The sequence below is a fragment of the Streptomyces sp. 2131.1 genome (assembly GCF_900105515.1).
GTDB classification, from domain to species: domain Bacteria; phylum Actinomycetota; class Actinomycetes; order Streptomycetales; family Streptomycetaceae; genus Streptomyces; species Streptomyces drozdowiczii.
Genome location: NZ_FNSY01000001.1, coordinates 4,192,410 through 4,217,029, shown reverse-complemented (window position 1 = coordinate 4,217,029; position 24,620 = coordinate 4,192,410). Strand labels below are relative to the sequence as shown.

The window sequence follows — 24,620 nt, the reverse complement described above, 5'->3', positions numbered from 1 at the left end:
AGTTGCAGAAGCAGGAGGAGAGTCGGTGCCCATGTCTTCCGTGATCAATGAACATGCCCGAGCCCGGCTCGTCACCGACGCCCGCGACCTCCCCGTCGTCCCGGTCGAGCTGCGGTTCGACGGCGCGGACACGCCCGCCACCGTGCGCATCGCCTATCCCGGGGGAACCGAGTGGGCCGTCGAGCGCGAACTGCTGGAACGCGGCCTGCGCTACCCGGTCGAGCAGGACGGCTGGCGGATATGGCCGTGCGGCCGGGTCCAGGTGGTCGTGGAACGGCACGACGCGGCGGGCGTGGACGTGGTCCAGTTCGACTGCGCCCCGATGGTCCGTTTCCTGCGGCGCACGCACCAGGAGGCGCCGAAGCCCGAGGCCGCCCGCGCCTGACCATGCCGAGAGCCCCCGTGCGCGTGCACGGGGGCTCTCGTCGCCCCGGCCCCCCGTCCCCACAGGTAACCCGGGCTCCCGGGGCCGCGCTCCGCTCATACGCGGCCCCGGAGTTCAGTCCGCGTACGTCACACGCGGATCAGTTCGCGCTCGCCGCCGGACTCCGGGCCGCCGTCACCGGCGGCCGGCTCGTCCAGTTCCTTGCGCAGGCCCTCGCCCTCGACGTCCACGTTGGGCAGCGCGCGGTCCAGCCAGCGCGGCAGCCACCAGGCGCGCTTGCCGAGCAGCGCCAGGACGGCGGGCACGATCGCCATGCGGACGACGAACGCGTCGAAGAAGACGGCGATGGCGAGCGAGAAGCCGATCATCTTGATCATCTGCTCGCTGGAGCCGATGAACCCGGAGAACACGGCGATCATGATCACGGCCGCGGCCGTGACGACCCGCGCCCCGTGCTTGAAGCCGGTGACGATGGCCTGGCCGGGCTTCTCGCCGTGGACGTACGCCTCACGCATCCGGGTGACGAGGAAGACCTCGTAGTCCATCGCGAGGCCGAAGACCACGCCCACCATGAAGATCGGCATCATCGACATGATCGGACCGGTCTGCTCCACCCCGAAGAGCGAGCCGAGCCAGCCCCACTGGAAGACCGCGACGACCGCGCCCAGGGCCGCGACGACCGAGAGCAGGAAGCCGAGCGCAGCCTTGAGCGGTACGAGCACCGACCGGAAGACCACCATCAGCAGCAGGAAGGCGAGGCCGACCACGAGCGCCAGGTAGGGCAGCAGCGCGTCGTTCATCTTCTGCGAGAAGTCGATGTTCATCGCGGTGGCGCCGGTGACCAGCACCTCGGCACCGGTGTCGGACTTGATGTCCTTGCCCGCGTCGCGGATCGCGTGGACCACGTTCTCCGTCTCGACGGAGCTGGGGCGGTCCTTCGGGACGACGGTGATCATCGCCGCGTCGCCGGCCTTGTTGAAGGTGGCCGGGGTGACGGCGACGACGCCCTTCATGCCGGAGATCTGGTCGCCGACCCGCTTGGCCGCGGCCTTGCCGTCGGAACTGTTCTCCGTGTCGACGACGACCAGCAGCGGACCGTTGAAGCCTGGGCCGAAGCCCTCCGAGAGCAGGTCGTAGGCGCGGCGCTGGGTGGTGCTGGTGGGCTGGGAGCCGTCGTCCGGCAGGCCCATCTCCAGCGAGGCGGCCGGTACGGCGATGGCGCCGAGGCCCAGGACGCCGACGAGCAGCACCCAGACCGGCTTGCGCAGCACGAACCGGGCCCAGCGGGTGCCCATGTTCGGCTTCGCCTCGGGCTTGTCCGCCGCCTCGGCGGCCCTGCGCGCCTTGCGTCCCACGATGCGCTTGCCGACGAAGCCCAGCATGGCCGGGACGAGGGTGAGCGCGATGAGGACGGCGATGGCGACCGTGCCGGCCGCGGCGAAGCCCATCTTGGAGAGCATCGGGATGTTGACGACCGCCAGGCCGACCAGCGCGATGACCACGGTGAGCCCGGCGAAGACGACCGCGGACCCGGCCGTGCCGACCGCCCGGCCCGCCGCCTCCTCGCGTTCCCGGCCCTCGGCCAGTTCGGCGCGGTAGCGGGAGACGATGAACAGCGCGTAGTCGATGCCGACGGCGAGGCCGATCATCATCGCGAGCGTGGAGGTGGTGGAGCCCAGGTCGAGCACGTTGGCCAGGGCGGTGATCGTGGAGACGCCGATGCCGACGCCGATCAGCGCGGTGAGCAGCGGCAGCCCGGCCGCGATGAGCGAGCCGAAGGTGATGACGAGGACCACTGCGGCCAGCGCGATGCCGATGACCTCGGTGGCGCCGGTCTCCGGCATCACCTGGAGCGCGTCACCGCCGATCTCGACGGTCATCCCGCTCTTCTGGGCGTGGGTGCCGGCGTCCTCCAGCGCGTCCCGGGTCTCGTCGGTCAGCTCCATCGAGTTGACCTTGTACGACACCGAGATGTACGCGGTGGAGCCGTTCTTGGAGACGGCGTTGCCGGTGTACGGGTCGGTGACCGAGGCGATCTGGTCGGAGCCTTCCTTCAGCTCCCGGGTGATCTTGTTGACCTCGGCCTTGTTGGCCGCGTCCGTCATCTTCTCGTGCTCGGGGGCCTTGAAGACGATGCGCGCGGTGGCGCCGTCCGCGCTGGCGGCCGGGAAGCGCTGTTCCAGCAGGTCGAAGGCCTTCTGGGCCTCCGTACCGGGGATGGAGAAGGAGCTGGAGGTCGCGGTGGCTGCGGAGGACGCGCCGAACCCGGCGAGCGCCAGCAGTGCCACCCAGATCAGGGCGACATAGCGGCGGCGCCGGAAGGCGAGCCGTCCGAGCTTGTAGAGGAATGTGGCCACGGGGGCGTACTCCCGGTCAGGTCGTTGAGTGGAATTGGGCGTGAGGAACCAGCCCGACGACGAGAGCGGCGTGTCAGGTGGGGCTTGGGGAGGGGGCCGTGCGGAAAGCGCGGGGACCGGTGAGCGTCAGACGCCGAGAGCGGGGAGGATCACGGAGTCGACGTAGTCGAGAAGGAATGCCTGGTCGACGGGGCGGTCCTCGACCAGCTGCCGAGTGGCGAAGGCGCCGATCAGCATGTGCGGTACGTATCTGAGCGCCGGGTTGTCCGGGCTCACCTCTCCCCGGTCCACGGCCCGTCGCAGCAGCGTGTCGAGACCGGTCATCTCCGGTTCGACGAGCAGTTCGCGCAGGGCCTGGAGGAGGTCGGGGTTGTTGTGGACGGCATGGCTCAGACCCCGCATCAGCGCGGCGTCCTTCTCCATCTGACAGTCGTCGCTGCGGCTGAGGACGGCATGGAAGTCACCGCGCAGCGAGCCGGTGTCGACGTCGCCGAGGGTGCCGGGTTTGTTGTGCCGCAGGGCCGTGACGACGAGCGCCGGCTTGCTCCCCCACTGGCGGTAGAGGGTGGCCTTGCTGGAATGCGTACGCGCGGCGACGGCGTCCATCGTCAGGGCGTCGTAGCCGACCTCGCGGAGCAGGTCGAGCACGGCGGCGTACAGCTCGCTCTCACGCTCGGGCGTGAGCCGTGTGCGTGCCATGGTTCGACCTCCTGTTCCCGTGGGCCCGGCCTGCCGCGCATAAGCCGCGCATAAGCAAATCGAACGAAACTGTTTCGTACAGCAGAACGCTACCCCGGCCACCTAGCGAAACGGAACAGTTTCGCTTGTGTCCCGCACCACAGGGCCCGGCCGCTCTGAGTTGCCGGGCCCCCTCCACGCGGAAAGCATTGGGGGGTGAGTGACGACGTCTCGTATCTCCGGTTCCCGCACCTTCACGAGGATCTGCTCTGCTTCGCGGCCGAGGACGATCTCTGGGTCGCCCCGCTCGCCGCCGGGGGCGAGCGCCCCGGACGGGCCTGGCGGGTCACCGCCGACCGCACCAGAGTGGGCCATCCGCGGTTCTCGCCCGACGGCACCCGGATCGCGTACACGTCCTGGCGCAGCCTCGACCCCGAGATCCACCTCGCCCCGGTCGCCGGCGGACCGTCCCGCCGGCTCACCTACTGGGGCTCCACCGACACCCGGGTCTGCGGCTGGACGCCCGACCCCGGTGACGCGGCGCAGATCCTCGCCGTCTCCTCGCACAACCAGCCGTTCTCCTACTTCTCCTGGGCCTACAGCGTCCCCACCGACGGCAGCCCCGGCGGCAAGCTCCCCTGGGGCCCGGTCTCCGACATCGCGGTCGCCGACATCGACGGCGAGCGCCGCACCCTGCTGCTCACCGGCACCCCGCCGCACGAACCGGCCGCCTGGAAGCGCTACCGGGGCGGGGCCACGGGCCGGCTGTGGCTGCACGGCGAGCGGCTGCTCCCGGACATCGGCGGGCACCTCGACACCCCGATGTTCGTCGGCGGCCGGATCGCGTTCCTCTCCGACCACGAGGGCGTCGGCAACCTCTACTCCTGCCGCCCCGACGGCACGGACCTGCGGCGGCACACCGACCACGACGCGTTCTACGCCCGGCACGCGGCGAGCGACGGGCGCCGGGTCGTCTACCAGTGCGCGGGCGAGCTGTGGCTCGTGGACGACCTGGAGACCCCGGACGCCGTACCCCGCAAGCTGGAGGTCCGGCTCGGCGGCCCGCGCTCCGGACGGCGTACGTACCAGGTCCCGGCGTCGAGCAACGTGGACGCGCTGTCCGTGGACGAGACGGGCCGGGCGAGCGCCGTGTCGGTACGCGGCAGCCTGTACTGGCTCACGCACCGCGACGGGCCCGCCCGCACCATCTCGGACACCCCGGGCGTACGGGTGCGGCTGCCGGAGATGCTGGGCAGCGGGGGCCAGGTCGCCTACGTCACCGACGCGGAGGGCGAGGACGCGGTCGAGATCGCCCAGCTGCCGCGCGCCAGCGGCGACCGCCCCACGCGCCGGCTCGCCTCGGGCCTGATCGGCCGGGTCCAGGAGATGGTCTCCGACCCGGACGGCGAACGCCTCGCCATCGCCTCGCACGACGGGCGCCTGCTGCTCCTGGACACCGACGAGGAGACGGCCACCGGCGAGCCGGTCGAGCTGATCCGCTCGGTCAACGGGCCGGTCCGCGACCTGGCGTTCTCCCCCGACGGCGCCTGGCTGACCTGGTCGCACCCGGGCATCGGCCGCTCCCTGCGCAAGATCAAGCTGGCCCGGATCGGCGGACCGGGCGAGCCGGCGGTCGTGGACGTCACCAATGGCCGCTTCGAGGACGAGAACCCGGTCTTCACGGGCGACGGCCGCTATCTGGCGTTCCTGTCCTGGCGCGGCTTCGACCCGGTGTACGACGTCCACACCGGCGACCTGTCCTTCCCGCTCGGCTGCCGCCCCTACCTGGTGCCGCTCTCCTCGGCGACCCCGTCCCCCTTCGCGCTGCTCCCCGACGGGCGGCCCGCGGCGGGCGGCCTGGACCCGGTCGACACGGCCGAGGCGGGGATGACGGAGGGGTCGACGGTCACCGTCGAGTTCGAGGGCCTGCAGAGCCGGGTCACGCCGTTCCCGGTCTCCGCGTCCAAGTACTCCGCGCTGGCGCCCGTGTCCGGCGGGGGTCTGGTGTGGCTGCGCTGGCCGATCTCCGGGGCGCTCGGTGAGACCTTCGCCAACCCGGCGGACATGTCGGGCCGGCCGACCCTGGAGCACTTCAGCATCGCCAAGGCGAAGAAGACCGAACTCGTCGGCCACCTCGACTGGTTCGAGGTCAGCGGCGACGCCTCCCGGCTCGTCGTCATGGACGACGGCGAACTGCGCGCGGTCCCCGCCACGGAGCCCGGCGACAACGACTCCACGGTCTACCTCGACCTGCGCCGCATCCTGCACGAGGTGGACCCGCCGGCGGAGTGGCGGGGCGCGTACGACGAGGCGGGCCGCATCATCCGCTCCTACTTCTGGGAGCCGGACATGTGCGGCATCGACTGGCCGGCGGTCCTGGCCCAGTACCGCCCCCTCGTCGAACGCGTCGCCACACCCGACGAGTTCGCGGACCTGCTGCGCGAGGTAGTGGGCGAGCTGGGCACCTCGCACGCGTACGTGTCGCCCGCGCGCCGCAACGAGGGCCCGCCGCACTACCAGCGCGCGATCGGCCTGCTCGGCGCCAACTTCGCGTGCCGGGACGGAGACTGGACCCTGCTGCGCATCCTGCCCGGCGACTCGTCGGACTCCAAGGCCCGCTCTCCGCTTGCCGGTACGGGCATCCGCGAGGGCGCGGTGCTGACCCACGTCGACGGCCGTCCGGTCGACCCGGTCACCGGCCCGTACCCGCTGCTCGCGGCGGCGGGCGGCACGACCGTCGAGCTGACGTTCCGCCCGGCGGAGGGCGAGGGCCGCCCGCGCCGCATCGCGATCGTCCCCCTCGTCGACGAACGCCCCCTGCGCTACCAGGACTGGGTCGCCAAGCGCCGCGAGGTCGTCCGGGAACTGAGCGGCGGGCGGTGCGGCTACCTCCACATCCCCGACATGGGCGGCTCCGGCTGGGCCCAGTTCAACCGGGACCTGCGCATGGAGGTCTCGCGCCCCGCCCTGATCGTGGACGTACGCGGCAACGCCGGCGGCCACATCAGCGAGCTGGTCGTGGAGAAGCTCACCCGCACGATCCTGGGCTGGGACCTCACCCGCAACGCCCAGCCCGTCTCGTACGCCTCCAACGCCCCCCGCGGCCCGGTCGTCGCCCTGGCCGACGAGGCGACCTCCTCCGACGGCGACATGATCACCGCCGCGTTCCGGCTGCTGAAGCTGGGCCCGGTCGTCGGCCAGCGCACCTGGGGCGGCGTCGTCGGCATGACCGGCCGCCACCGCCTCGGCGACGGCACGGTGATCACGGTGCCGATGAACGCGGCCTGGTTCGACACGTACGGCTGGTCCGTCGAGAACCACGGCGTCGAACCGGACCTGGAGGCGCTTCGCACCCCGCTCGACTGGGCGGAGGGGCGCTACGCGGTCCTGGACGACGCGGTCCGCACCGCCCTGGACCTCCTGGCGGCCCGTCCCCCGGCGACCCCGCCGACGTACGACACGGCCCCGGACCTGAGGAGGCCGCCGCTGCCGCCGAGGTAGGGCGGGAGGCTCACTCCTCGTCGTCCTCGTCCAGCTCTTCGCCCGACGCGGACTCCGTCGTCGCGGCCATCACGGCCGAACACGGCCGCACCGACGGGTTCATCCCCCGGCTCCAGCGGTTCAACGACCCGCGCCGCGACCGATACGTCCAGCTGCTCGCGGTCATCAACGGCTGGCCCGCCCCGGAGAGCCTGGCGCCCGCGCTCGACTGGGCCGCCGAGGCCGTACGCGTACGGACGGCGTAGCCGAGGAGACCTGCGTCACACGATGCGCCCCCGTGTCACAGCCGCGCCCGCTGTCTCGTCCCGGGTACGAACACATCCGCACGAGCACCGAGGAGCACACCGTGAACGCACGCCTCGACTACTTCACCAACCCCGCCGTCGGCAAAGCACTGAAGTACTTCATGGCGTGCGGCCGGGAGGTGAAGGCGCTGCCGCTGCCCGCCACGACGCAGGAGCTCGTCGCGCTGCGCGTCAGCCAGATCAACGGCTGCGCGGCCTGCATCGACATGCACACCAAGGACGCCGCCGCGGCCGGGGAGAGCGCGGTGCGGCTGAATCTCGTCGTGGCCTGGCGAGAGGCCACCGTGTTCAGCGACGCCGAACGCGCCGCCCTCGCGCTTGCCGAGCAGGGCACGCGTACCGCCGACGCGGGGACCGGGGTCGACGACGACACCTGGGCGTACGCCGCCAAGTTCTACGACGAGGAGCAGCTGACCGCGCTCGTCATGCTGGTCTCGTTCATGAACGCGGTGAACCGGCTGAACATCATCACGCAGCAGCCGGCGGGCGACTACGAGCCCGGACAGTTCCACTGAGCGGAAGCAGCGAGGGAGAGGAACCAGCGTGGGCAAGGCCGAGGAGTTCGAGGAGCTGCGGGCACTGCTGTTCTCGATCGCGTACCGCATCCTGGGCAGCGTCGCGGAGGCGGAGGACGCCGTGCAGGAGACGTGGCTCCGTTACGACGCCTCGGCCACCCGGCCGGAGTCGGTGAAGGCGTTCCTGTCCGCCGCCGTGACCCGGATCGCGATCGACGTGCTGCGGTCGGCCCGGGTGCGCCGGGAGGCGTACGTGGGGACGTGGCTGCCGGAGCCGCTGCTCGACGACCCGTACGCCGACCCGGCGCGTGCCGCCGAGCTGGCGGACTCGGTGTCGATGGCCTCGCTGCTCCTCCTGGAACGGCTCAGCCCGCTGGAGCGGTCCGTGTTCGTGCTGCGGGAGGTCTTCGCCTTCGGTTTCGACGACATCGCGGCGGCGGTGGGCCGCTCCGAGGCGGCGTGCCGGCAGCTGCTCGTACGGGCGCGCCGCCACATGCACGAGGGGCGGCCCCGGTTCGAGGCGGACCGCGCCGAACAGCGGGAACTGGCGGGCCGGTTCTTCGACGCGCTGTCCCGGGGCGACGTGGACGGGCTGCGGAGCCTGCTCTCCGCCGACGTCCAGCTCGTCGGGGACGGCGGCGGCAAGGCCCCGCAGCTCGCCAGGACCGTCGTCGGCGCGGACAACGCGGCCCGGCTGCTCGCCACGGTCTACCCCCTCATGGCCCAGGCGGGCATCACCTGCGAACCCCGCGAGGTCAACGGCCGCCCGGGCGCGGTGTTCCGGGTGCGCGACGGCTCCGTGCTCCACATCCTGTCCCTGGACGTGCTGGACGGGCGGATCCAGACGGTCCGCTCGGTCATCAACCCGGACAAGCTCGGCCACCTGGGCCCGGTGGCGGACGCCTGGGAGGCGGACCGGGAGGTGAGGGCGCTGCGCAGGCGGGCCTCTCATGCCGAGTGAGGCCGCGCGGCTCCGTTCGGCCTCTTTGCCCGGATCCCCGTCGGCCGTCACTGGGCGACCAGTAGGTGGGCGGCAAGCCCGACGATCACGGCGCTGGACACCAGAGAGGTGACCAGACGGCCGTGAGGCCCCGTCAGGACCCGGCCCAGCAGGGCTCCGCCCGCGGCGAGCAGCAGTTGCCAACTGGCGGAGGCCGCGAAGGCCGCGAGGACGAATACGGCCTCGCTCCAGTGGTCCGGGGCGGTGGTGCCCTGACCGGCGAGCACCAGCGCCGCGAAGTAGATCACGGTGATCGGGTTCAGCATCGTGATGCCCAGCAACTCCGCGTACGCTCGCACCGGACTCATCGGCCTCCGGTCACCCCGGTCCGTGACCTCCCGCCCGCGGTACTGGACGACGGCCGTCACAGCGCTCCGGCCCGCCAGCGCCACGAGCACCACGGCCGAGGCCCAGTGCAGAGGCAGCGTGATCGGCTGGATGGCGGGCGCGAGCGCCGAGCCTCCGATCACGGCGACGAGCGCGTACAGGCCGTCAGCGGTCGCGACTCCCAGAGCGGCACACGTTCCGACTCTCAACGACGTCCGCGCGGTGAGGGCCACGAGATACGTCGCGACCGCTCCCACGGGCATGGCGATGCCATACCCCGCCAGGACCCCCGCGACCAAGGCCGCGCTCACGCGCGGTGCGGAGCCGACCTCCACGGACGGCCGGGCTGCTGCTGGCCCCGCCCCGCGGCAGGGGACGAGGGCAGCGGCAGCACCGAAACAATGGTCGTGGTCATGGGTGGATCCTCGGCGGGGCACGGCCTGTCGCGCAACCCGATTACGAGGCCGGCGCTGCCTCTCGGGTCCGTACTGCCCGTTACGCGTTCCCCGCGGCGGCCCTCGCCGCGCGTTCGACCTTCGCGCGGTGCGCCTCCCAGTACGCCGTGCCCTGCTGCGGCCGGGCGTACGCGGCCACCGTGCCCGTCGCGTGATCGAGCTGCTCGCGGAGGATGTCGGCGTGGCCCGCGTGGCGGGCGGTCTCGCCGTGCATGTGCACCATGACGTCGAACAGCCGCACCTCGGGCTGACGCCACCACTCCACCCGGCCGGGCGCGTCGAGCGGCAGCGCGGCGATCGTCGCGTCCGTGTGCGCCCACACCCGTCGGTACAGGCCGACGATCTCGTCCCGGGTCTCACCCTCGGTGGCCCACATGTCCCGGCTGCCCGGTTCGTTGTCGTCCCACCGGGGAAGCGGCTCGGGGAACGGCCGCCCGAAGACGTCCCCGAAGTACCGGGCCTCCCAGAACGACAGGTGCTTGACGAGCCCCAGCAGATTGGTCCCGGTCCAGGTCAACGGCCGCCGGATGTCGTACTCCCCGAGCCCGTCGAGCTTCCAGACCACGGCTTCGCGCGCGTTGCGCATGGTGTGGTGGAGACGGTCTTTCGCCGCGTCATCGATCATGCGTACCGACTCTGCCATCACGGGCGCCGGTTGGGGGCCCCTCCTTTGTCGCCGGCCCTACTCAAAAGTGTCCGCGATCGGTAACAGAGGGAGCCTCCAAGCGCACCAGCCTGTCCTCGTAGGAGCAGGGCAGACAGGGCAGCGGCGGCGGACAAAGGGGCGGGGCGGACAATGGCGAAGCACAGGGAGCGGACGTGGCACAGCCGGCTGATCGCGGCGGCGCTCGGGGTCACGGCCCTGGCCGCGGCCACCTCGGTGTGGACGGCGCAGGCCGGCACCACCGACGGGAAGCGGCCCGCGGCCATCGCGTCGCCGTCCGCCTCGCACCATGACGGGTCCATGACCGAGAAGGTCGCGGAGGACATCGCCCACGCCTCGGACAAGGGCCCCCAGGGCGTCAACATCACCATCGACGACGGCCCGGACCCCACCTGGACGCCACAGGTGCTCCAGCTCCTGAAGGAGAACGGGGTCAAGGCCACGTTCTGCATGGTCGGCACGCAGGCCCAGGCCTACCCCGACCTGGTCAAGGCCGTCGTGGCGGGCGGTCACCGCCTGTGCAATCACACCGTGTCGCACGACGTCACCATGGACAAGAAGTCCGAGGCGTACCAGGCCAAGGAGATCCTGGACGCCGAGCGGATGATCACCAAGGCCTCGGGCGGCGTCCACCCGCAGTACTACCGCGCCCCGGGCGGCGCCTTCACCCCGTACAGCCGGAAGCTCGCCGCCTCGCACGGGATGCGGCCGCTGGGCTGGAACGTCGACACCAAGGACTTCGAGCACCCCGGCGTGGACGCCATCGTCGCGACCGTGAAGAGCGAGATCACCAACGGCCCGACCGTCCTCTTCCACGACGCGGGCGGCGACCGCTCCCAGACCCTGGCCGCGCTGGGCCAGGTGCTGCCGTGGCTGCGGGAGCAGGGTTACGCGTACGGCTTCCCGGTGCGGTGAGTCCGGGGCAGCGCCTCCGCCGATGAGTTTCCGGCGCTCCCGACGTCTACCCCTTGACGAAAGGAGCGCAGCTCATGCGCAAGATCATCGTTTCCACGTTCCTGACCCTCGACGGCGTCATGCAGGCCCCCGGCGGCCCCGACGAGGACCCCGAGAGCGGCTTCCCGCACGGCGGCTGGCAGAAGCCCACGTCCGACGACGAGGTGGGCGAGGCGATCGGCGGCTGGTACGAGGACACCGACGCGATGCTCCTCGGCCGCAAGACGTACGACATCTTCGCCTCGTACTGGCCGACCGCCGACCCGGACAACCCGTTCACCGAGCGGATGAACTCCATGCACAAGTACGTCGCGTCCCGCACCCTGACCTCGCTCGACTGGCAGAACTCCGAGCTCCTGACCGGCGACACCGCCGACGCCGTACGCCGCCTGAAGGCGACCGAGGGCCGCAACATCAACGTCGTCGGCAGCGGCGACCTCGCCCAGACCCTGATGCGCGAGAACCTGGTCGACGAGTACCGCCTCACCATCCACCCGGTCATCCTCGGCACCGGCAAGCGCCTCTTCGCGGACGGCACGGTCCCCACCGCCCTGGAGCCGGTCAGCGTCACGGGGACCAAGGGCGGCACGGTCCTGGCGGTCTACCGCACGACGGGCAAGCCGACGTACGACAGCTACCAGTAGCCCCACCCGCCCCTCTCCAAGGACGTCACCCATGCGCACGCTCATCACCACCGCCTTCGTCTCCCTCGACGGCGTCGTCGAGGCCCCCGGCGGCGAACCGGGCTACCGGAACTCCGGCTGGACCTTCAAGGACATCGACTTCCTGCCCGAGGCGTACGAGATCAAGGGCCGGGAACAGGAGGAGGCCGGGGCGCTCATGATGGGGCGCGCCAGCTACGAGGCGTTCAGCCCCGTGTGGCCCGGCATGGCGGAGTTCGCCGGCTACAAGGCGATGCCCAAGTACGTCGTCTCCACCACGCTCACCGAGGACGCCTCGTGGCCGACTGGGGCGAGACCCACATCCTGCGCTCCCTGGACGACGTCGCCGCCCTCAAGCAGACCGACGGCGCCCCGATCATCGTCCACGGCAGCGCGGCCCTCAACCGGTCCCTCTCCGACGCGGACCTCATCGACCGCTACCACCTCCTCGTCTTCCCGCTCCTCCTCGGCGCCGGCAAGCGCCTGTTCAGCGGCTCGGACAAGGACACGCAGCACCTGAAGCTGGTCGAGCACGAGGCGTTCCCGAACGGCATCCAGAAAAACGTCTTCGACGTGGTCCGCTGAGCCGGTACCGACGGGCGCGTCAGCCCCGCCGTCCACCGGCGGCCACCGCAGCCGCCCCGGCCCGGGCCCGGGGCACCCGGAGTTCGCACCAGACCGTCTTGCGGTACGGGGCCTGTTCCACGCCCCACCGCAGGGCCAGCGAGTCCACCAGTAGCAGGCCGCGTCCCGACGTGCCGTCCGGGCCGGACTCCCGGAGCATCGGCCACACGGCCGACGCCGGGTCGCTCAGGGCCACCCGTACGCGTCCCGTGTGCGTCGCGCTCACCCGTAACGACACCGGCGTGCGCTCCCCCACATGCGTGATCACGTTCGCCAGCAACTCGCTGACGCACAGGACGAGATCGTCCGCGTCGTCCCCCGCGAACCGGGCCCGCAGTATCCGCCGCACCTCCGGCACGGCCTGCGGAACCGCCAGGAACTCCCACGTCAGGGGCAGCCCGCTCATCCCCCCGCCGCCCTCTCCAGCACCTCGGCCAGCCGCCGGGCCGTCTCCGTGTTGCAGTTACCGAGCGCGACGAGCGGCGGCCGGCTCGTCCACCCCGCGAACGTCAGCGGGTCAACCCCGAGTGACGGCAGGGTGATCCCGTTCGCCTTGAGCGCCGCGCGCAACGCGTCGATCTCCGGGCCGATGTCGTACGGGGCGTGGTCCATGAGGGCCGCCCACCTTTCGGTTGCTAGCTGTGACGAACACCTCACACGCTGCCGCACGGGCCTCTACCGTGGAAGCCGATTCCGCTCCACAGAGCGAGGTGTGAAAGGCGGTCGGCCAGTGGCCAAGGACATCGATGGTTCGGCGGGGGTCCCGCAGTTCTACGGGAAGGAGCTGCGGTACCAGCGGGAGGCGGCGGGCTTGACCCTGGAAAGGCTCACGGAGGGAAGCTTCTTCGGCATCGGCCTGCTCAGCGAGGTCGAGCACGGCAACCGCCGCATGCCGCCAGGGCTCGCCCAGCACGTGGACCGCGTGCTGGGCACGGACTTTTTCACAAGGCGTTGTGAAGACGTACGAGAAGCTCGCCGCAAGGGTCATGCCCCGTACTTCGAGCGTGTGCTGGAGACGGAGAAGCACGCGCTGACGATCGACCAGTGGTCGCCCACCGTCATTCCTGGTCTGCTCCAGACGGAGGCGTACGCTCGCGCCCTGTTTCGAGGCGAACGATTGCAGGAACTCCCGGAGGAGACCGACGAGAAGGTCAAGGCGCGGCTGGCACGGGCGCAGCTCTTCGAGGACAACCGCCTGACCCCCGAGTACTGGGTGATCCTGCCCCAGGTTCTGCTGTGGACCAGCATCCTGCCGCCCAAGCAGATGGCCGGACAACTGGACCACATCGCCGCACTCATCAAGCGCGGACGGATCTTTGCACAGATCGTTCCGTGGAATGCCGGACCGCACCCGCTCATGCAGAGCAACCTCATGGTGCTGGACTTCGCAGACGCTCCGCCACTCGCATACATGGAGGGCCAGCACCACGGCAATGTGGTCGACGATCCGGGCCTCGTGAAGCAGTATCGGAGATCGTACGATCTCCTGAGGGCCGTCGCTTCGCCGCTGGAGGCGTCCCAAGCCATGATCGAGGCCGCGGCAGAGGAATACCGAAATGGTGCGCACCCAGCACGACTTGACCGGCGCGACCTGGCGTAAGAGCAGTTACAGCAACACCAGCGGCGGCGACTGCCTGGAGGTCGCCGATGGCCACCCCGGCCTCGTCCCGGTCCGCGACTCCAAGTGTCCCAACGGGCCCGCCCTCCTCCTCAACGCCGCCGCCTGGGCGCCGTTCATCGCATCCGTCAAGGCCGCCTGACGTCGTAGTACGGCTCGACCACCGCCCGTACCTCCTCCAGCAGTGCCGGGCCCTCCTGCGGTACGGGCGGGCGGCCATTGCCCGGCCGGATGGTCAGCAGTTGTTCGCCGGAGAGGGCGAAGACCACGCGGCGCAGTCCCGCCTGCTGGATGACCGCCGCGCACATCGTGCAGGGCTCGCAGCTGGTGTACATCGTCGTGGCGGCGACCGTCGCCGCGTCCAGTTCCGCCGCCGCCCAGCGGGCGAGCTTCAGTTCGGGGTGGGCGGTGATGTCGCGGTCGGTGAGGGTCGTGTTGCGGTCCTCCGCGAGGACCGTGCCGTCCGGGGCCGCGAGCAGCGACCCGTACGGAGGATTGCCGTTCTCGCGGGCCTCGGCCGCGAGGGCGACGGCGCGCCTCAGGAGGGCGTGGTCGGCGGTCGTGGTCACGGCTGCTCCGTCGTGGAGAGGTGGGCGGCCACCGTGGCGAGGGCCTGGCGGGCGGGCTGCGGGCGGGAGGTCTCGCGGGGGTCGCCGTGGTACGGGTCGAGGACGACGGTGTCGGCGCCCAGGAGCTTCAGCCCGTCCAGGTCCTCCATGATCTGGTCGATCGTGCCCTCGCCGGCGAGGCGTTCGGGCCCCTCGACCGGTGACGGGGTGGGCCGGAGCGCGATCCGGGGCGCGAACGCGGGGACGGGGAGGCCCTGTTCGGACGCGGAGGCCCGCAGCCGGTCCGCGCCCTCCCGGAGCCACGGCATCGTGCAGCGCAACGGGTGCCAGGCGTCCCCGAACCGTACGGCCCGCCGCACACCCGCGTCGCTGTTGCCGCCGACCCATACCGGGATGCGGCGGTCCCCGTAGGAGGCGGTGTCCGTCCAGGCGTCGCGCAGGTCACTCAGGGTGCTGTCGGTGAGGCGTCCGCGCCGGTCGAAGGGGATGCCGAGGGCGGCGAACTCCTGCCGGGCCCAGCCGACTCCCACGCCGAGGACGAGCCGTCCGCCGCTGAGGGCGTCCAGGTTGGCCGCCATGCGGGCGGTCAGCAGGGGGTGGCGGTACGGGGCGATGAGGACCGTCGTGCCGAGGCGGACGCGGGTGGTGCGGGCGGCGAGCCAGGACAGGGTGGTGAAGGGTTCGTAGAAGGGGGCCGGGTAGCGCTCGGCGACGTCGGGCGTGATGGCCACGTGGTCCGAGAGCATCAGCAGGTCGAAGCCGAGGCCCTCCACGGTCTGCGCCCAGTCGCGCAGGACGCCGGGGTCGGTGCCGGGGCCGAAATTGGGGACGTTCACGCCGATCTTCACGTCGCCGAGCCTAGCCATGCCGTCCCGCCTCCTTGAAGGGATTCCTGCCTGTTCAGGGGGAGTTCAGCCGTGGATATCACGGTAATCTGACCGGATGACCGGGAATCTCGACTCGACGGACTGGGCGATCCTGGACGAGCTCCAGCGGGACGGCCGGATCGCCTTCACGGAGCTCGCGCGGCGGGTGAACCTGAGCGCGTCGGCAACGACGGAACGGGTGCGGCGGCTGGAGACGGCCGGGATCGTCACGGGTTACCGGGCGGAGGTGGACCTCGAACGGGCCGGTTACGTGGCGCTGGCGGTGGTCAGGCTGAAGTACCCGGGCAGCCGGCACGAGCCGCTGCGCCGGATGCTCGGGGAGCGTCCGGAGATCCTGGAGTGCCTGCGTACCACCGGGGACGACTGCTACGTCCTGAAGGTGGCGGCCACCTCGATGGCGCACCTGGAGGAAATCGTGGACGAGCTGGCCGAGTTCGGGAGCACGACGACCAATCTCGTGTTCAGCCGGACGCTGCCGTTCCGGGGCCCGCGCGAGCCCCGGGAGCGTCCCGGCCCATGACCTCCGGTCGCACGTGGGCGTACACGCGCGTGGGCGTACACGAAGGGGCGTGCCCGGAAGAATCCGGGCACGCCCCTCGGCGTCACCGCGCGACCGTTACCGGTCGAAGCGCTCGCTCGCCTCGTCCTGGGCGCGCTGAGCCGCGCCCTTCGCGCGGTCGCGGCCCTGCTGGGTCGCGTCCTTTGCGCGGTCGCGGCCCTGGCCCTGGCGCTGGCGGTCCTGCGCCTGGTCCTGCGCCTGGCCGGCGAGGTCCTTGGCCTTGTCCTTGAACTGGTCGGCGATGCCCATGCTGTTCACTCCTATGTGGTGCGTGGGGTACGGCCCCGGTGGGGCCTCGACCAGATTCACACGGCCGGCCACGCTCCGCATGTCGATCACTCACGCTCCGTACGCGCGGCGCGTTCGCCCTGGTCAGCGGCGCCGCCGGCGCCGACGAGGCCCTTGCTCATGCCCTCCAGGCGGGGGGCGAAGCGGCGCATCTCGCGCTGGCCGACGACGCCGATGAGGGACGGCAGGTAGCCGCGTACGGACTGCATGCCGCGCAGCCACCACTGGGCGTAGACGTGGGGCGAGCGGCGCTCGATGCCGGCGACGATGCGGTCGACGGCGGGGCCGAGGGGGTACGTACGGTTCGTGGGCCACGGGAGGCGCTGGCGCAGGTCGCGCATGACGTCGTCCTCGTCGGCGCCGCGGACCATGTCGGTGTCGGTCCAGGAGAGGTAGCCGACGCCCACCTTCACGCCCCGGTAGCCGACTTCGGCGCGCAGGCTGTGCGCGAACGCCTCGACGCCGGACTTGGAGGCGCAGTAGGCGCTCATCATCGGGGCCGGGGTCATCGCGGCGAGGGACGCGATCTGGAGGAAGTAGCCGCGGCTCTCCATCAGCACGGGCAGGAAGGCGCGGGCGGTCACCGCGCCGCCGATGAGGTTGACCTCGATGACCCGGCGCCAGGCGACGGGGTCGGAGTCCACGAGGGGGCCGCCGGTGGCGACGCCCGCGTTGGCGACGACGCTGTCGACCTTGCCGAAGCGGGCCTTGACGTCGCGGGCGACGCGGGCCATGGCCTCGTGGTCGGTGACGTCGGCGTGCCAGTGGTCGCTCTCGCCGTGGAGGCGGGCGGAGACCTTCTTCAACTCGTCGGGTTCGAGGCCGACGAGAGCGAGGACCGCGCCGCGGGCGGAGAGCTTGCGGGCGAGCAGTTCACCGACGCCGCGGGCGGCACCGGTGACGACGACGACCTGTCCTTCGAGACTTCCCCTGCCGCTCATGCGACCTCCTCCTTGCCCTCGGCGTTGTCCTCGACCTGTCCGACGTCCGTCGGGCCCGCTGTGTTCCGGTCCGGGACGACCGGCAGGTAGGTGGTCACCAGTTCGCGTATCTTCGCGGTGACCACCTCCGGCGCTTCCACCGGAGTCATGTGCCCCATGCCGGTCAGCTCGGTGAGCCCCAGGCAGTCGGGCAGCGCGGCCGCTATGGCGCGGGCGTGGACGGGAGGCGTGAGCCGGTCCTCCGTACCCGCGATGACGGCGGTGGGCACCCGCAACTCCCTTACGCCCGCTTCGAGGTCGAGCTCCGCGAGGACCTGGCCCCAGGCGACGCGCGGCAGCCGGGGGCAGTCGTGCACGATGCGGGCGCAGGTGTCGACCTTGTCCGGGGCCGAACCGGGGCCCATCGTCCCGTACTTCAGTATCCGCTTGGAGACCGGTGTGACCGGGCCGAGCGGGGCGCGGGCGCCGAGTACGGCGCGGGTGAGCCGGGTGCGTACGGCTCCGGCGCGCATCGGCACGACCAGCGACTCGGCGAGGAGCCGGGAGCTGCCGGTGCTGCACAGCAGGACGGCGGCGGTGTGCTCGCGCAGCCCCGGGCGGCGGGAGGCGGACATGATGGTCATGCCTCCCATGGAGTGCCCGGCGAGGACCGCCTTCTCACCGGGGGCGAGGGTCGCGGCGAGGACCGCTTCGAGGTCGTCGGCGAGCGCGTCCGTGCTGTAGCCGTCGCGGGCGGCGGCGGGCGAGGTGCCGTGGCCGCGCTGGTCGTAGGCGATGACGCGGTGGTCGACGGCGAGGTCCCGTATCTGGGCGTCCCAGAAGCTGGTGTTGCAGGTCCATCCGTGGGAGAGGACGACGGCGGGCGCGCCCTCCTGGCCGTGGACCTCTACGTGTATCCGGGAGCCGTCGGCGGAGACGGCGAGGAGTTCGCGGGCCGGGACGGGGCGGCGCCCGGCGACGGGCAGCGGGCGGCTCATCGGACGGCCTCCTCGGAGACGCTCTCGCCGGCGGTGCGCTGGGCTGGCACGGCTGCCGGGCGCAGAACCTGGTACTCGGAGACGTCGACGGTCCGGGTGGCCTTGCGGAACTCGGCCGTGGTGCCGGGCCAGACGGTGGTGTTGCGGCCGTTGGCGTCGAGGTACCAGCTGTTGCAGCCGCCGGTGTTCCAGACGGTCCGCTTCATGCGCTCCTGGACGCGGCGGTTCCAGGCGCCGACGGCGGAGGGGCGGGCGTCGAGGGCGACCTTGCCGCCGAGGACGTTCAACTGCCGCATGTAGTCGGCCATGTAGTTCAGCTGGGACTCGATCATGAGGATCATCGAGGAGTTCCCGAGGCCGGTGTTGGGGCCGATGATGGTCATCCAGTTCGGGAAGCCGGCCGCGCTGGCGCCGCGCAGGGCCTGCATGCCGTCCTTCCAGGACTCGGTGAGCGTGATCCCGTCGGCGCCGACGACGCGTTCGGCGATCGGCATGTCGGTGACGTGGAAGCCGGTGCCGAAGATGATCGCGTCGACCTCGGTCTCCGTACCGTCCGAGGCGACGACGGTGGAGCCGCGGACCTCGGCGAGGCCGGAGGCGACGACGTCGACATTGGGCTGGGCGAGGGCGGGGTAGTACGTGCTCGACAGCAGGATGCGCTTGCAGCCGATGCGGTACGAGGGGGTCAGCTTGGCGCGCAGGGCGGGGTCCTTGATGGACCGGGCCATGTTGGACTTGGCTATCCGCTCGACCAGGCCGAGCTGGTCGGGGTGCTTGGTGAAGGCGCTGACCTGCAACTCCCGGATGCCCCAGAGGAGTCCGCGACGGGCGGTGCCGGTGGCGGGCAGCGCGCGGTGCAGCCAGCGCTCGGCGCCGCTGATCTTCCGGTCCATGCGGGGCATGACCCAGGGCGGGGTGCGCTGGAAGAGCGTCAGCTTCCCGACCTTCGGCTGGATCGCGGGCACGATCTGGATGGCGGAGGCGCCGGTGCCGATCATCGCGACGCGCTTGCCGGCCAGGTCGGCGTCGTGGTCCCAGCGGGCGGAGTGGAAGACCTTGCCGGGGAAGTCGGCGAGCCCCGGGATGTCGGGCGTCTTCGGGTCGGAGAGCGGCCCGGTCGCGGAGACGACGACGTCCGCGACGATCGTGGTGCCGTCGGCGCTGTCGATGACCCAGTGCAGCTCGTCGTTGTCCCAGCGCATCTGCTTCACCTCGTGGTTGAGGCGCAGGTGCGGGCGGAGCCCGAAGGTGTCGGCGACGTGCTCCAGGTAGGCGCGGATGTGCTCCTGCCCGGAGAAGGTGCGCGGCCACTCGGGGTTGGGGGCGAACGAGAAGGAGTACAGGTGGGACGGTACGTCGCAGGCGCAGCCCGGGTAGCTGTTGTCGCGCCAGGTGCCGCCGACGGAACCGGCGCGCTCCAGGACCACGAAATCGGTGATGCCTTCGCGCCGCAGCCGGACCGCGGCCCCGAGGCCCCCGAATCCGGATCCGATCACCGCCACGCGTACATGCTCGTGCTGGGCCATGCTGCCGCCTCCCGCGGTACGTCACACGACTCTGCCAGCAATCACTGGCATTGTTGGGAGGGTAGAGCAGCTTCGTACCGATGGGTAGGGGGCGGGCGAAGGAAAGTTACCGACGGTACAACCTGAGGCCCCAGCGCGGTGGGGACGGATAGGGTGCGGGGGTGGCAGAAGGACGCGAGCACCGCGAGTACCGCATGGAGGAGCTGGCCAAGGAGGCCGGCATCCCCGTCCGGACCGTGCGCTTCTACCGGGAGCGCGGCCTGATCTCGCCGCCCCGCCGCGAGGGCCGGATCGCCTGGTACGACGACCACCACCTGTCCCGCCTGCGGACGATCACCGGCCTCCTGGAACGCGGCCACACCCTCACCGGCATCGCCGATCTCGCCCGTACGTTCGAGAGCGGGCGCGATGTCGCGGAGGTGCTGGGCCTGGGCGAACCGTCCGAGGAGACCCCGGTCCGCCTCACGCCCGAGCAGCTCGCGGACTACTTCGAGGGCGAGTCGACCCCGGAGAACCTGGCGCTGGCGATGGAGCTGGGCTACCTGGGGACGGACGGCGAGGAGATCGTCCACATCAGCCGCCGCCTGCTGGAGGTCTCGGCGGAACTGGTCCGCGAAGGTGTCCCCCTCGCCACGGTCCTCGCCACGGGCCGCCACGTCCGCGAACACGCGGAGGCGCTGGCGGACCTGTTCGTCTCGGTCCTCCAGGAGTACGGCGCGGAGACGGACCCGGAACCGCCCCAACTGCGGCCGCTGGCCCGCGCGGTGATGGACGCGGAGCTGTCGATGGCGCTGGACCGGCGGCTGCGGCGGGAGAAGCCGGAGCCGGAGGAGGAGTAGCTCCGGGGCGCGTACCGGCCGTCCCGCCGCCGGCCTTACTGCTCGTACACCACCGTCACCGGCGCGTGGTCGCTCCACCGCTCGCCGTGCGTGGCGGCCCGCTCCACCCACGCCTTCACCGCACGCCCGGCCAGCCCCGGGGTCGCGACCTGGTAGTCGATGCGCCAGCCCGTGTCGTTGTCGAACGCGCGCCCCCGGTACGACCACCACGAGTACGGGCCCTCGACGTCCGGGTGCAGGGCGCGCACAACGTCCACGTACTCGGCCTCCGCGAAGACCCGGGTCAGCCACGCGCGCTCCTCGGGCAGGAAGCCGGAGTTCTTGCGGTTGGCGCGCCAGTTCTTGAGGTCGGCCTCCTGGTGGGCGATGTTCCAGTCGCCGCAGACGACGACCTCGCGGCCCTCGGCGGCGGCGCGCGCCTTCAGTCCGACGAGGTAGGGCAGGAAGGCGGCCATGAACCGCTCCTTCTCGTCCTGCCGTTCGGTGCCGACCTCGCCGGAGGGCAGGTACAGGCTGGCGACCGTGACGCCGGGGAGGTCGATCTCGACATACCGCCCGCTCGTGTCGAACTCCTCGCACCCGGCGTGCCCGTACCCGCCGAAGCCGATCTGCACGCGCTCGGGGGCGCGCCGCGAGTAGAGGGAGACCCCGGCCCGGCCCTTGGCGGCGGCCGGCGCGTGGACGGCGTGCCAGCCCTCGGGCTCACGCACCTCCGCGGGCAGCTGCCCGGGCTCGGCGCGCACTTCCTGGAGGCAGATCACGTCGGCGTCGGTCTCGGCCAGCCACTCGACGAAGCCCTTCTTGGCCGCGGCGCGGAGCCCGTTTACATTCACGGAGGTCACAGTGAGCATTCCGGCACGATACCGACCACCTCGCATCGCATACATGTACACTACTCCGCATGAATATCCAGCTCCGGGCCTTCGACCACCCCGATGCCGTCAAACTCAACGATCGTGTGCAGCTGGAGTACGCCGAGCGCTACGGCGATGGGGGCGATGTCACACCGCTGGACGCCGCGATGTTCGACCCGCCTCACGGTCTGTACCTGATCGCGTACGACGCGTCGGAGCAGCCCGTCGCCACCGGCGGCTGGCGCGCCCAGGAACGCAACGACGAGGGCTACTCGGACGGTGACGCCGAGCTGAAGCGGATGTACGTCATACCGGAAGTTCGCGGCCAGGGCCTCGCCCGCCGCATCCTCGCCGCTCTGGAGGCGGACGCCCGCGCCGCCGGCCGCACCCGCATGGTCCTGGAGACCGGCGACCGCCAGCCGGAGGCCATCGCCCTGTACCTCTCCAGCGGCTACACCCCGTGCTCCAAGTTCGGCCACTACCGCACGTACGACAGCAGCCGCTGCTACGCGAAGCCGCTCCAGTCGCTCCGGGAGGGCGGGGCGGTCTGAGGCCCCTCTTCCCTCACCCCGCCTTCGGAAACGCCGTCTTCAGCGCCGTACTCCGCGTCAGGAACGCCACCCGGATCACCGGCAGCATGCACAGTGCCTGGGCCGCCGCGTACCAGGGCGGGCAGACGCCCGGAATCAGGTCCACTCCGATGATCGCGACCGGCATGATCACCGCGAGGGTGCTCACCCGCTCGAACGCGCGGCGCGAGCCGTCGGCCGCGGCGGCCGTGAGGCGCAGGAGTACGTACGCGGTCAGCGGCAGCAGGACCGCGCGGACCCACATGAAGGTGTTCACCGTGTGGCCGGTCGCCGCCACCGCGATCACCGCGAGCAGTGCCGTGCCGGCGAGTGCCCCGTAGAGCGTGATGCTCCGGCGTGCCGGTGCGAGGGCCTTCGGGGCCTCGGGCTGAGTGTTCGTCCTCGTGGTCATGGCGACGACGCTACGAATCGCCGGTCCGGCGCGGTATGCGCCTGGACGCACGACGGGGTGGGCCCAGACCCACTCCTCCCCGGACAGGGCCCGCGCGCCCTCCGCACGGTGCAGAGTGGGGCACCGGGACGAACGGGGAGAGGCGGCAGGGGACATGGGTGTACGGGGATCGTGGCCGGCCCGGGCCGGCACCGGCTTTGTACGGGCGTGCGCCGTCGCCGCCGTCACGCTGCTGATCCCGGCCGTGTGGGCGGGCGCGGTGGTGTGGGGCATCGCGTGGGGCGCGGCGAACCCCTGGTCGTGGGTGGGGCCCCTGGTGCTGGTGTGCGTGGGCACGCTCGCCCTGGCGAGGCCGGTGTGCCGGGCGGTCCGCTTCCTGGTCGCCCGCTGGTCCGGGACCGCGATCCCGTCCGGCTACCGGCAGGCGCCACCCGTGACACGTATGGCCACTGGCCACTGGTGGAACGGCTTCGACTACCACCGCACCCGGCGCGACGCCCTCATGGACCAGCGGTGGCGGCTGCGTTGGAAGGACCCGGCCAACGGGCGCGACCTCCGGTTCACCGCGATCGCCCCGTTCATGGCGGGGATCGCGGCGTGCGTTCCACCCGCGGGGGTGGTTCTGGCGGCCGTGGGGCTGGGTACGGGCACGCCGGCCGCGCTCCTGGGCCTCCTGGTGACCGTCGCCTCTTCCCCGTACGCCTGGCGGCCGGTCGTCCCCGTCGCGGTCCGTTTCCTGCGGCCGTCCGCCACGATGGCGCTGGCGGACCGGGTGAACGAACTCACAGGTCAGCGGGCGGACGCGACGGTGGCTCAGGCCGCCGAGATCCACCGGATCGAGCGTGACCTGCACGACGGGGCGCAGGCCAGGCTCGTCGCGCTCGGGATGTCCCTGGCGACGGTGGAGAGGCTGATGGAGACCGACCCGGAGCGGGCCAGGGCGCTGATGCGCGAGGCACGGGCGGGCGCCACCGCCTCGCTCGCCGAACTGCGCGACCTGGTCCACGGCATCAACCCGCCCGTCCTCAACGACCGGGGCCTCGTCGACGCCGTACGCGCCCTCGCCCTCGACAGCCCGCTCGAAACGGAGGTCGTCGCGGACGTGCCGGGTCGGCTGGACGCGCCCGTCGAGTCGGCGCTCTACTTCGGCGTCGCCGAGCTGCTCACCAACGCGGTCAAGCACGCCCGGGCGACGCGGATGCGGATCTCCCTCGCTCAGGACGGGACGGGCCTCGTCGTCGAGACGGAGGACGACGGGCGCGGCGGGGCGGTCGTCCGGGACGGCGGCGGACTCGCGGGGCTGCGGCGGCGCCTCGCGGTCTTCGACGGAAGCCTGGAGATCACCAGTCCGGCCGGCGGGCCGACCCGCGCGAGGATCATGGTGCCATGCGAATCGTTGTAGCCGAGGACCTGTATCTCCTGCGCGACGGCATGGTCCGTCTCATCGAGGCGTACGGACACGAGGTGGTGGGTACGGCCACGACCGGCCCCGAGACACTGGCCGCCCTGCGCGAGTTCCGACCCGACGTGGCGGTGGTGGACGTCCGCATGCCGCCGACACAGACGGACGAGGGCCTGCGCGCGGCTCTCGCCGCCCGCGCCGAGGTGCCGGGCCTGCCGGTGCTGATCCTGTCCCAGTACGTGGAGCAGCTGTACGCCCGCGAGTTGCTGGCCGACGGGTCGGGCGGGGTCGGCTACTTCCTGAAGGAGAGCGTCTTCGACGCGGACCAGTTCGTCGACGCGCTGGAACGGGTCGCGGCCGGCGGGACGGCGATGGACCCGGCGGTCATCGCGAAGCTGCTGTCCAGCGGCTCGTCGCACCGCAGGCTGGGCGGTCTCACGGAGCGCGAGCACTCGGTGCTGGCGCTGATGGCGGAGGGCCTGTCCAACCAGGCGATCGCGGGGCGGCTGTTCCTGAGCGACAGCGCGATCAGCAAGTACACGACCTCCCTCTTCGGCAAGCTCGGCATCACGGACGACGGCTCTAACAACCGCCGCGTGCTGGCGGTGCTGGCGTACCTGAACAACCCCTGACCGCTCCCGCCGCCGATCGTCCGCGAGCGCGGCGGCCGGGCCTGTTCGACAATGTCGTGGGGGAAGGGACACGGTCCGGGCGGAGAAGGGAGCGTCGCGGGATGTGCGCACAGCCGCTGC

Annotated in this window: 27 protein-coding genes and 1 pseudogene; 14 read left to right on the top strand and 14 right to left on the bottom strand. The window is 71.6% G+C overall.

The window, feature by feature from the left end; translation table 11 throughout:
- The first annotated feature begins 31 nt into the window (after positions 1-31).
- Positions 32-385: an SsgA family sporulation/cell division regulator gene (locus tag BLW14_RS18985; protein WP_093708437.1), complete on the top strand. Its 354-nt coding sequence runs from the start codon at positions 32-34 to the stop codon at positions 383-385.
- 128 nt (positions 386-513) lie between these two features.
- Here the strand turns inward: BLW14_RS18985 and BLW14_RS18980 are convergent, their stop codons facing one another.
- Entirely contained in the window at positions 514-2,742 is a 2,229-nt protein-coding gene (locus BLW14_RS18980) for an MMPL family transporter (protein WP_093708436.1), read from the bottom strand.
- A 126-nt stretch (positions 2,743-2,868) separates the two neighbouring features.
- Positions 2,869-3,441: a TetR/AcrR family transcriptional regulator gene (locus BLW14_RS18975; RefSeq protein WP_018524847.1), complete on the bottom strand. Its 573-nt coding sequence runs from the start codon at positions 3,439-3,441 to the stop codon at positions 2,869-2,871.
- Positions 3,442-3,636: 195 nt separating this feature from the next.
- Here BLW14_RS18975 and BLW14_RS18970 point away from each other — a divergent pair, with 195 nt between their 5' ends.
- From BLW14_RS18970 to BLW14_RS18955, 3 genes are all read left to right on the top strand, one after another.
- The gene (locus BLW14_RS18970) at positions 3,637-6,921 is read left to right on the top strand and encodes a S41 family peptidase (RefSeq protein ID WP_093708435.1); all 3,285 of its coding nucleotides are present in this window, start codon (positions 3,637-3,639) and stop codon (positions 6,919-6,921) included.
- Positions 6,922-7,267: 346 nt separating this feature from the next.
- Positions 7,268-7,741, top strand: a complete 474-nt coding sequence (locus BLW14_RS18960) for a carboxymuconolactone decarboxylase family protein (protein WP_093708434.1) — start codon at positions 7,268-7,270, stop codon at positions 7,739-7,741.
- Between the two features lie 28 nt (positions 7,742-7,769).
- Positions 7,770-8,702, top strand: a complete 933-nt coding sequence (locus tag BLW14_RS18955; RefSeq protein WP_093708433.1) for an RNA polymerase sigma-70 factor — start codon at positions 7,770-7,772, stop codon at positions 8,700-8,702.
- Positions 8,703-8,749: 47 nt separating this feature from the next.
- On the opposite strand, the gene BLW14_RS18950 is transcribed toward BLW14_RS18955, so the two are convergent.
- Entirely contained in the window at positions 8,750-9,379 is a 630-nt protein-coding gene (locus BLW14_RS18950; protein ID WP_256332834.1) for a LysE family transporter, read from the bottom strand.
- A gap of 184 nt (positions 9,380-9,563) precedes the next feature.
- Positions 9,564-10,148 carry a DinB family protein gene (locus BLW14_RS18945; protein WP_177154026.1) on the bottom strand — a complete coding sequence of 195 codons (585 nt, stop codon included), beginning with the start codon at positions 10,146-10,148 and terminating at the stop codon, positions 9,564-9,566.
- A 171-nt stretch (positions 10,149-10,319) separates the two neighbouring features.
- On the opposite strand from BLW14_RS18945, the gene BLW14_RS18940 reads away from it, so the two are divergent.
- The 3 genes and pseudogenes from BLW14_RS18940 (at position 10,320) to BLW14_RS18930 (ending at position 12,388) form a co-directional block, all read left to right on the top strand.
- A complete protein-coding gene (locus tag BLW14_RS18940) occupies positions 10,320-11,102 on the top strand; it encodes a polysaccharide deacetylase family protein (protein ID WP_093708430.1) in 783 nt (260 codons plus the stop codon).
- Between the two features lie 74 nt (positions 11,103-11,176).
- Positions 11,177-11,785, top strand: coding sequence for a dihydrofolate reductase family protein (locus BLW14_RS18935; protein ID WP_093708429.1), 609 nt, complete (start codon positions 11,177-11,179; stop codon positions 11,783-11,785).
- 31 nt (positions 11,786-11,816) lie between these two features.
- A pseudogene (locus BLW14_RS18930) lies at positions 11,817-12,388 on the top strand (dihydrofolate reductase family protein).
- 19 nt (positions 12,389-12,407) lie between these two features.
- On the opposite strand, the gene BLW14_RS18925 reads toward BLW14_RS18930, so the two are convergent.
- Together BLW14_RS18925 and BLW14_RS18920 are read right to left on the bottom strand one after the other, a co-directional pair.
- Positions 12,408-12,833 carry an ATP-binding protein gene (locus BLW14_RS18925; RefSeq protein ID WP_093708428.1) on the bottom strand — a complete coding sequence of 142 codons (426 nt, stop codon included), beginning with the start codon at positions 12,831-12,833 and terminating at the stop codon, positions 12,408-12,410.
- Positions 12,830-13,039: a hypothetical protein gene (locus BLW14_RS18920; protein WP_093708427.1), complete on the bottom strand. Its 210-nt coding sequence runs from the start codon at positions 13,037-13,039 to the stop codon at positions 12,830-12,832. The genes BLW14_RS18925 and BLW14_RS18920 overlap by 4 nt, the downstream gene beginning before the upstream one ends.
- A gap of 118 nt (positions 13,040-13,157) precedes the next feature.
- Between BLW14_RS18920 and BLW14_RS18915 the strand changes: the two genes are divergently transcribed.
- Positions 13,158-14,027: a helix-turn-helix domain-containing protein gene (locus BLW14_RS18915; protein ID WP_177154025.1), complete on the top strand. Its 870-nt coding sequence runs from the start codon at positions 13,158-13,160 to the stop codon at positions 14,025-14,027.
- A complete protein-coding gene (locus tag BLW14_RS18910; RefSeq protein ID WP_177154024.1) occupies positions 13,984-14,187 on the top strand; it encodes a DUF397 domain-containing protein in 204 nt (67 codons plus the stop codon). Before BLW14_RS18915 ends, BLW14_RS18910 begins: the two co-directional genes overlap by 44 nt.
- On the opposite strand, the gene BLW14_RS18905 is transcribed toward BLW14_RS18910, so the two are convergent.
- The gene (locus tag BLW14_RS18905; protein ID WP_093708426.1) at positions 14,174-14,614 is read right to left on the bottom strand and encodes a nucleoside deaminase; all 441 of its coding nucleotides are present in this window, start codon (positions 14,612-14,614) and stop codon (positions 14,174-14,176) included. The genes BLW14_RS18910 and BLW14_RS18905 overlap by 14 nt on opposite strands.
- Positions 14,611-15,462: an LLM class flavin-dependent oxidoreductase gene (locus BLW14_RS18900; protein WP_093708425.1), complete on the bottom strand. Its 852-nt coding sequence runs from the start codon at positions 15,460-15,462 to the stop codon at positions 14,611-14,613. Before BLW14_RS18900 ends, BLW14_RS18905 begins: the two co-directional genes overlap by 4 nt.
- A gap of 94 nt (positions 15,463-15,556) precedes the next feature.
- On the opposite strand from BLW14_RS18900, the gene BLW14_RS18895 reads away from it, so the two are divergent.
- Complete coding sequence (locus BLW14_RS18895; protein WP_093708424.1) at positions 15,557-16,021, top strand: Lrp/AsnC family transcriptional regulator; 465 nt, start codon at positions 15,557-15,559, stop codon at positions 16,019-16,021.
- A 96-nt stretch (positions 16,022-16,117) separates the two neighbouring features.
- Here the strand turns inward: BLW14_RS18895 and BLW14_RS18890 are convergent, their stop codons facing one another.
- From BLW14_RS18890 to BLW14_RS18875, 4 genes are all read right to left on the bottom strand, one after another.
- Positions 16,118-16,309 (bottom strand): hypothetical protein, encoded by a 192-nt coding sequence (locus BLW14_RS18890; protein WP_018524865.1) that lies wholly within the window; start codon positions 16,307-16,309, stop codon positions 16,118-16,120.
- 86 nt (positions 16,310-16,395) lie between these two features.
- Positions 16,396-17,289, bottom strand: a complete 894-nt coding sequence (locus BLW14_RS18885) for an SDR family oxidoreductase (protein WP_093708423.1) — start codon at positions 17,287-17,289, stop codon at positions 16,396-16,398.
- Positions 17,286-18,266: an alpha/beta fold hydrolase gene (locus tag BLW14_RS18880; protein ID WP_093708422.1), complete on the bottom strand. Its 981-nt coding sequence runs from the start codon at positions 18,264-18,266 to the stop codon at positions 17,286-17,288. The genes BLW14_RS18885 and BLW14_RS18880 overlap by 4 nt, the downstream gene beginning before the upstream one ends.
- Entirely contained in the window at positions 18,263-19,792 is a 1,530-nt protein-coding gene (locus tag BLW14_RS18875) for a flavin-containing monooxygenase (protein WP_093708421.1), read from the bottom strand. Before BLW14_RS18875 ends, BLW14_RS18880 begins: the two co-directional genes overlap by 4 nt.
- A gap of 194 nt (positions 19,793-19,986) precedes the next feature.
- On the opposite strand from BLW14_RS18875, the gene BLW14_RS18870 reads away from it, so the two are divergent.
- Entirely contained in the window at positions 19,987-20,631 is a 645-nt protein-coding gene (locus BLW14_RS18870; RefSeq protein ID WP_093708420.1) for a MerR family transcriptional regulator, read from the top strand.
- Between the two features lie 35 nt (positions 20,632-20,666).
- On the opposite strand, the gene BLW14_RS18865 is transcribed toward BLW14_RS18870, so the two are convergent.
- Positions 20,667-21,482: an exodeoxyribonuclease III gene (locus BLW14_RS18865; protein WP_093708419.1), complete on the bottom strand. Its 816-nt coding sequence runs from the start codon at positions 21,480-21,482 to the stop codon at positions 20,667-20,669.
- A gap of 50 nt (positions 21,483-21,532) precedes the next feature.
- Here BLW14_RS18865 and BLW14_RS18860 point away from each other — a divergent pair, with 50 nt between their 5' ends.
- Positions 21,533-22,036, top strand: coding sequence for a GNAT family N-acetyltransferase (locus BLW14_RS18860; protein WP_093708418.1), 504 nt, complete (start codon positions 21,533-21,535; stop codon positions 22,034-22,036).
- A 13-nt stretch (positions 22,037-22,049) separates the two neighbouring features.
- On the opposite strand, the gene BLW14_RS18855 is transcribed toward BLW14_RS18860, so the two are convergent.
- Complete coding sequence (locus tag BLW14_RS18855; protein ID WP_093708417.1) at positions 22,050-22,466, bottom strand: hypothetical protein; 417 nt, start codon at positions 22,464-22,466, stop codon at positions 22,050-22,052.
- Positions 22,467-22,620: 154 nt separating this feature from the next.
- Here BLW14_RS18855 and BLW14_RS18850 point away from each other — a divergent pair, with 154 nt between their 5' ends.
- Together BLW14_RS18850 and BLW14_RS18845 are read left to right on the top strand one after the other, a co-directional pair.
- Positions 22,621-23,868: a sensor histidine kinase gene (locus tag BLW14_RS18850; RefSeq protein WP_093708416.1), complete on the top strand. Its 1,248-nt coding sequence runs from the start codon at positions 22,621-22,623 to the stop codon at positions 23,866-23,868.
- Positions 23,853-24,500: a response regulator transcription factor gene (locus BLW14_RS18845; protein WP_093708415.1), complete on the top strand. Its 648-nt coding sequence runs from the start codon at positions 23,853-23,855 to the stop codon at positions 24,498-24,500. The genes BLW14_RS18850 and BLW14_RS18845 overlap by 16 nt, the downstream gene beginning before the upstream one ends.
- The last annotated feature ends 120 nt before the right edge of the window (positions 24,501-24,620 follow it).

Bases quoted from the DNA above. Each gene is read 5' to 3' on its own strand.
- BLW14_RS18890 (WP_018524865.1), bottom strand. From the start codon at position 16,309: ATGGGCATCGCCGACCAGTTCAAGGACAAGGCCAAGGACCTCGCCGGC.
- BLW14_RS18880 (WP_093708422.1), bottom strand. From the start codon at position 18,266: ATGAGCCGCCCGCTGCCCGTCGCCGGGCGCCGCCCCGTCCCGGCCCGC.
- BLW14_RS18925 (WP_093708428.1), bottom strand. From the start codon at position 12,833: ATGAGCGGGCTGCCCCTGACGTGGGAGTTCCTGGCGGTTCCGCAGGCC.
- BLW14_RS18850 (WP_093708416.1), top strand. From the start codon at position 22,621: ATGGGTGTACGGGGATCGTGGCCGGCCCGGGCCGGCACCGGCTTTGTA.
- BLW14_RS18865 (WP_093708419.1), bottom strand. From the start codon at position 21,482: ATGCTCACTGTGACCTCCGTGAATGTAAACGGGCTCCGCGCCGCGGCC.
- BLW14_RS18985 (WP_093708437.1), top strand. From the start codon at position 32: ATGTCTTCCGTGATCAATGAACATGCCCGAGCCCGGCTCGTCACCGAC.
- BLW14_RS18945 (WP_177154026.1), bottom strand. From the start codon at position 10,148: ATGATCGATGACGCGGCGAAAGACCGTCTCCACCACACCATGCGCAAC.
- BLW14_RS18910 (WP_177154024.1), top strand. From the start codon at position 13,984: ATGGTGCGCACCCAGCACGACTTGACCGGCGCGACCTGGCGTAAGAGC.
- BLW14_RS18875 (WP_093708421.1), bottom strand. From the start codon at position 19,792: ATGGCCCAGCACGAGCATGTACGCGTGGCGGTGATCGGATCCGGATTC.
- BLW14_RS18855 (WP_093708417.1), bottom strand. From the start codon at position 22,466: ATGACCACGAGGACGAACACTCAGCCCGAGGCCCCGAAGGCCCTCGCA.
- BLW14_RS18860 (WP_093708418.1), top strand. From the start codon at position 21,533: ATGAATATCCAGCTCCGGGCCTTCGACCACCCCGATGCCGTCAAACTC.
- BLW14_RS18885 (WP_093708423.1), bottom strand. From the start codon at position 17,289: ATGAGCGGCAGGGGAAGTCTCGAAGGACAGGTCGTCGTCGTCACCGGT.
- BLW14_RS18870 (WP_093708420.1), top strand. From the start codon at position 19,987: ATGGAGGAGCTGGCCAAGGAGGCCGGCATCCCCGTCCGGACCGTGCGC.
- BLW14_RS18920 (WP_093708427.1), bottom strand. From the start codon at position 13,039: ATGGACCACGCCCCGTACGACATCGGCCCGGAGATCGACGCGTTGCGC.
- BLW14_RS18895 (WP_093708424.1), top strand. From the start codon at position 15,557: ATGACCGGGAATCTCGACTCGACGGACTGGGCGATCCTGGACGAGCTC.
- BLW14_RS18975 (WP_018524847.1), bottom strand. From the start codon at position 3,441: ATGGCACGCACACGGCTCACGCCCGAGCGTGAGAGCGAGCTGTACGCC.
- BLW14_RS18935 (WP_093708429.1), top strand. From the start codon at position 11,177: ATGCGCAAGATCATCGTTTCCACGTTCCTGACCCTCGACGGCGTCATG.
- BLW14_RS18940 (WP_093708430.1), top strand. From the start codon at position 10,320: ATGGCGAAGCACAGGGAGCGGACGTGGCACAGCCGGCTGATCGCGGCG.
- BLW14_RS18845 (WP_093708415.1), top strand. From the start codon at position 23,853: ATGCGAATCGTTGTAGCCGAGGACCTGTATCTCCTGCGCGACGGCATG.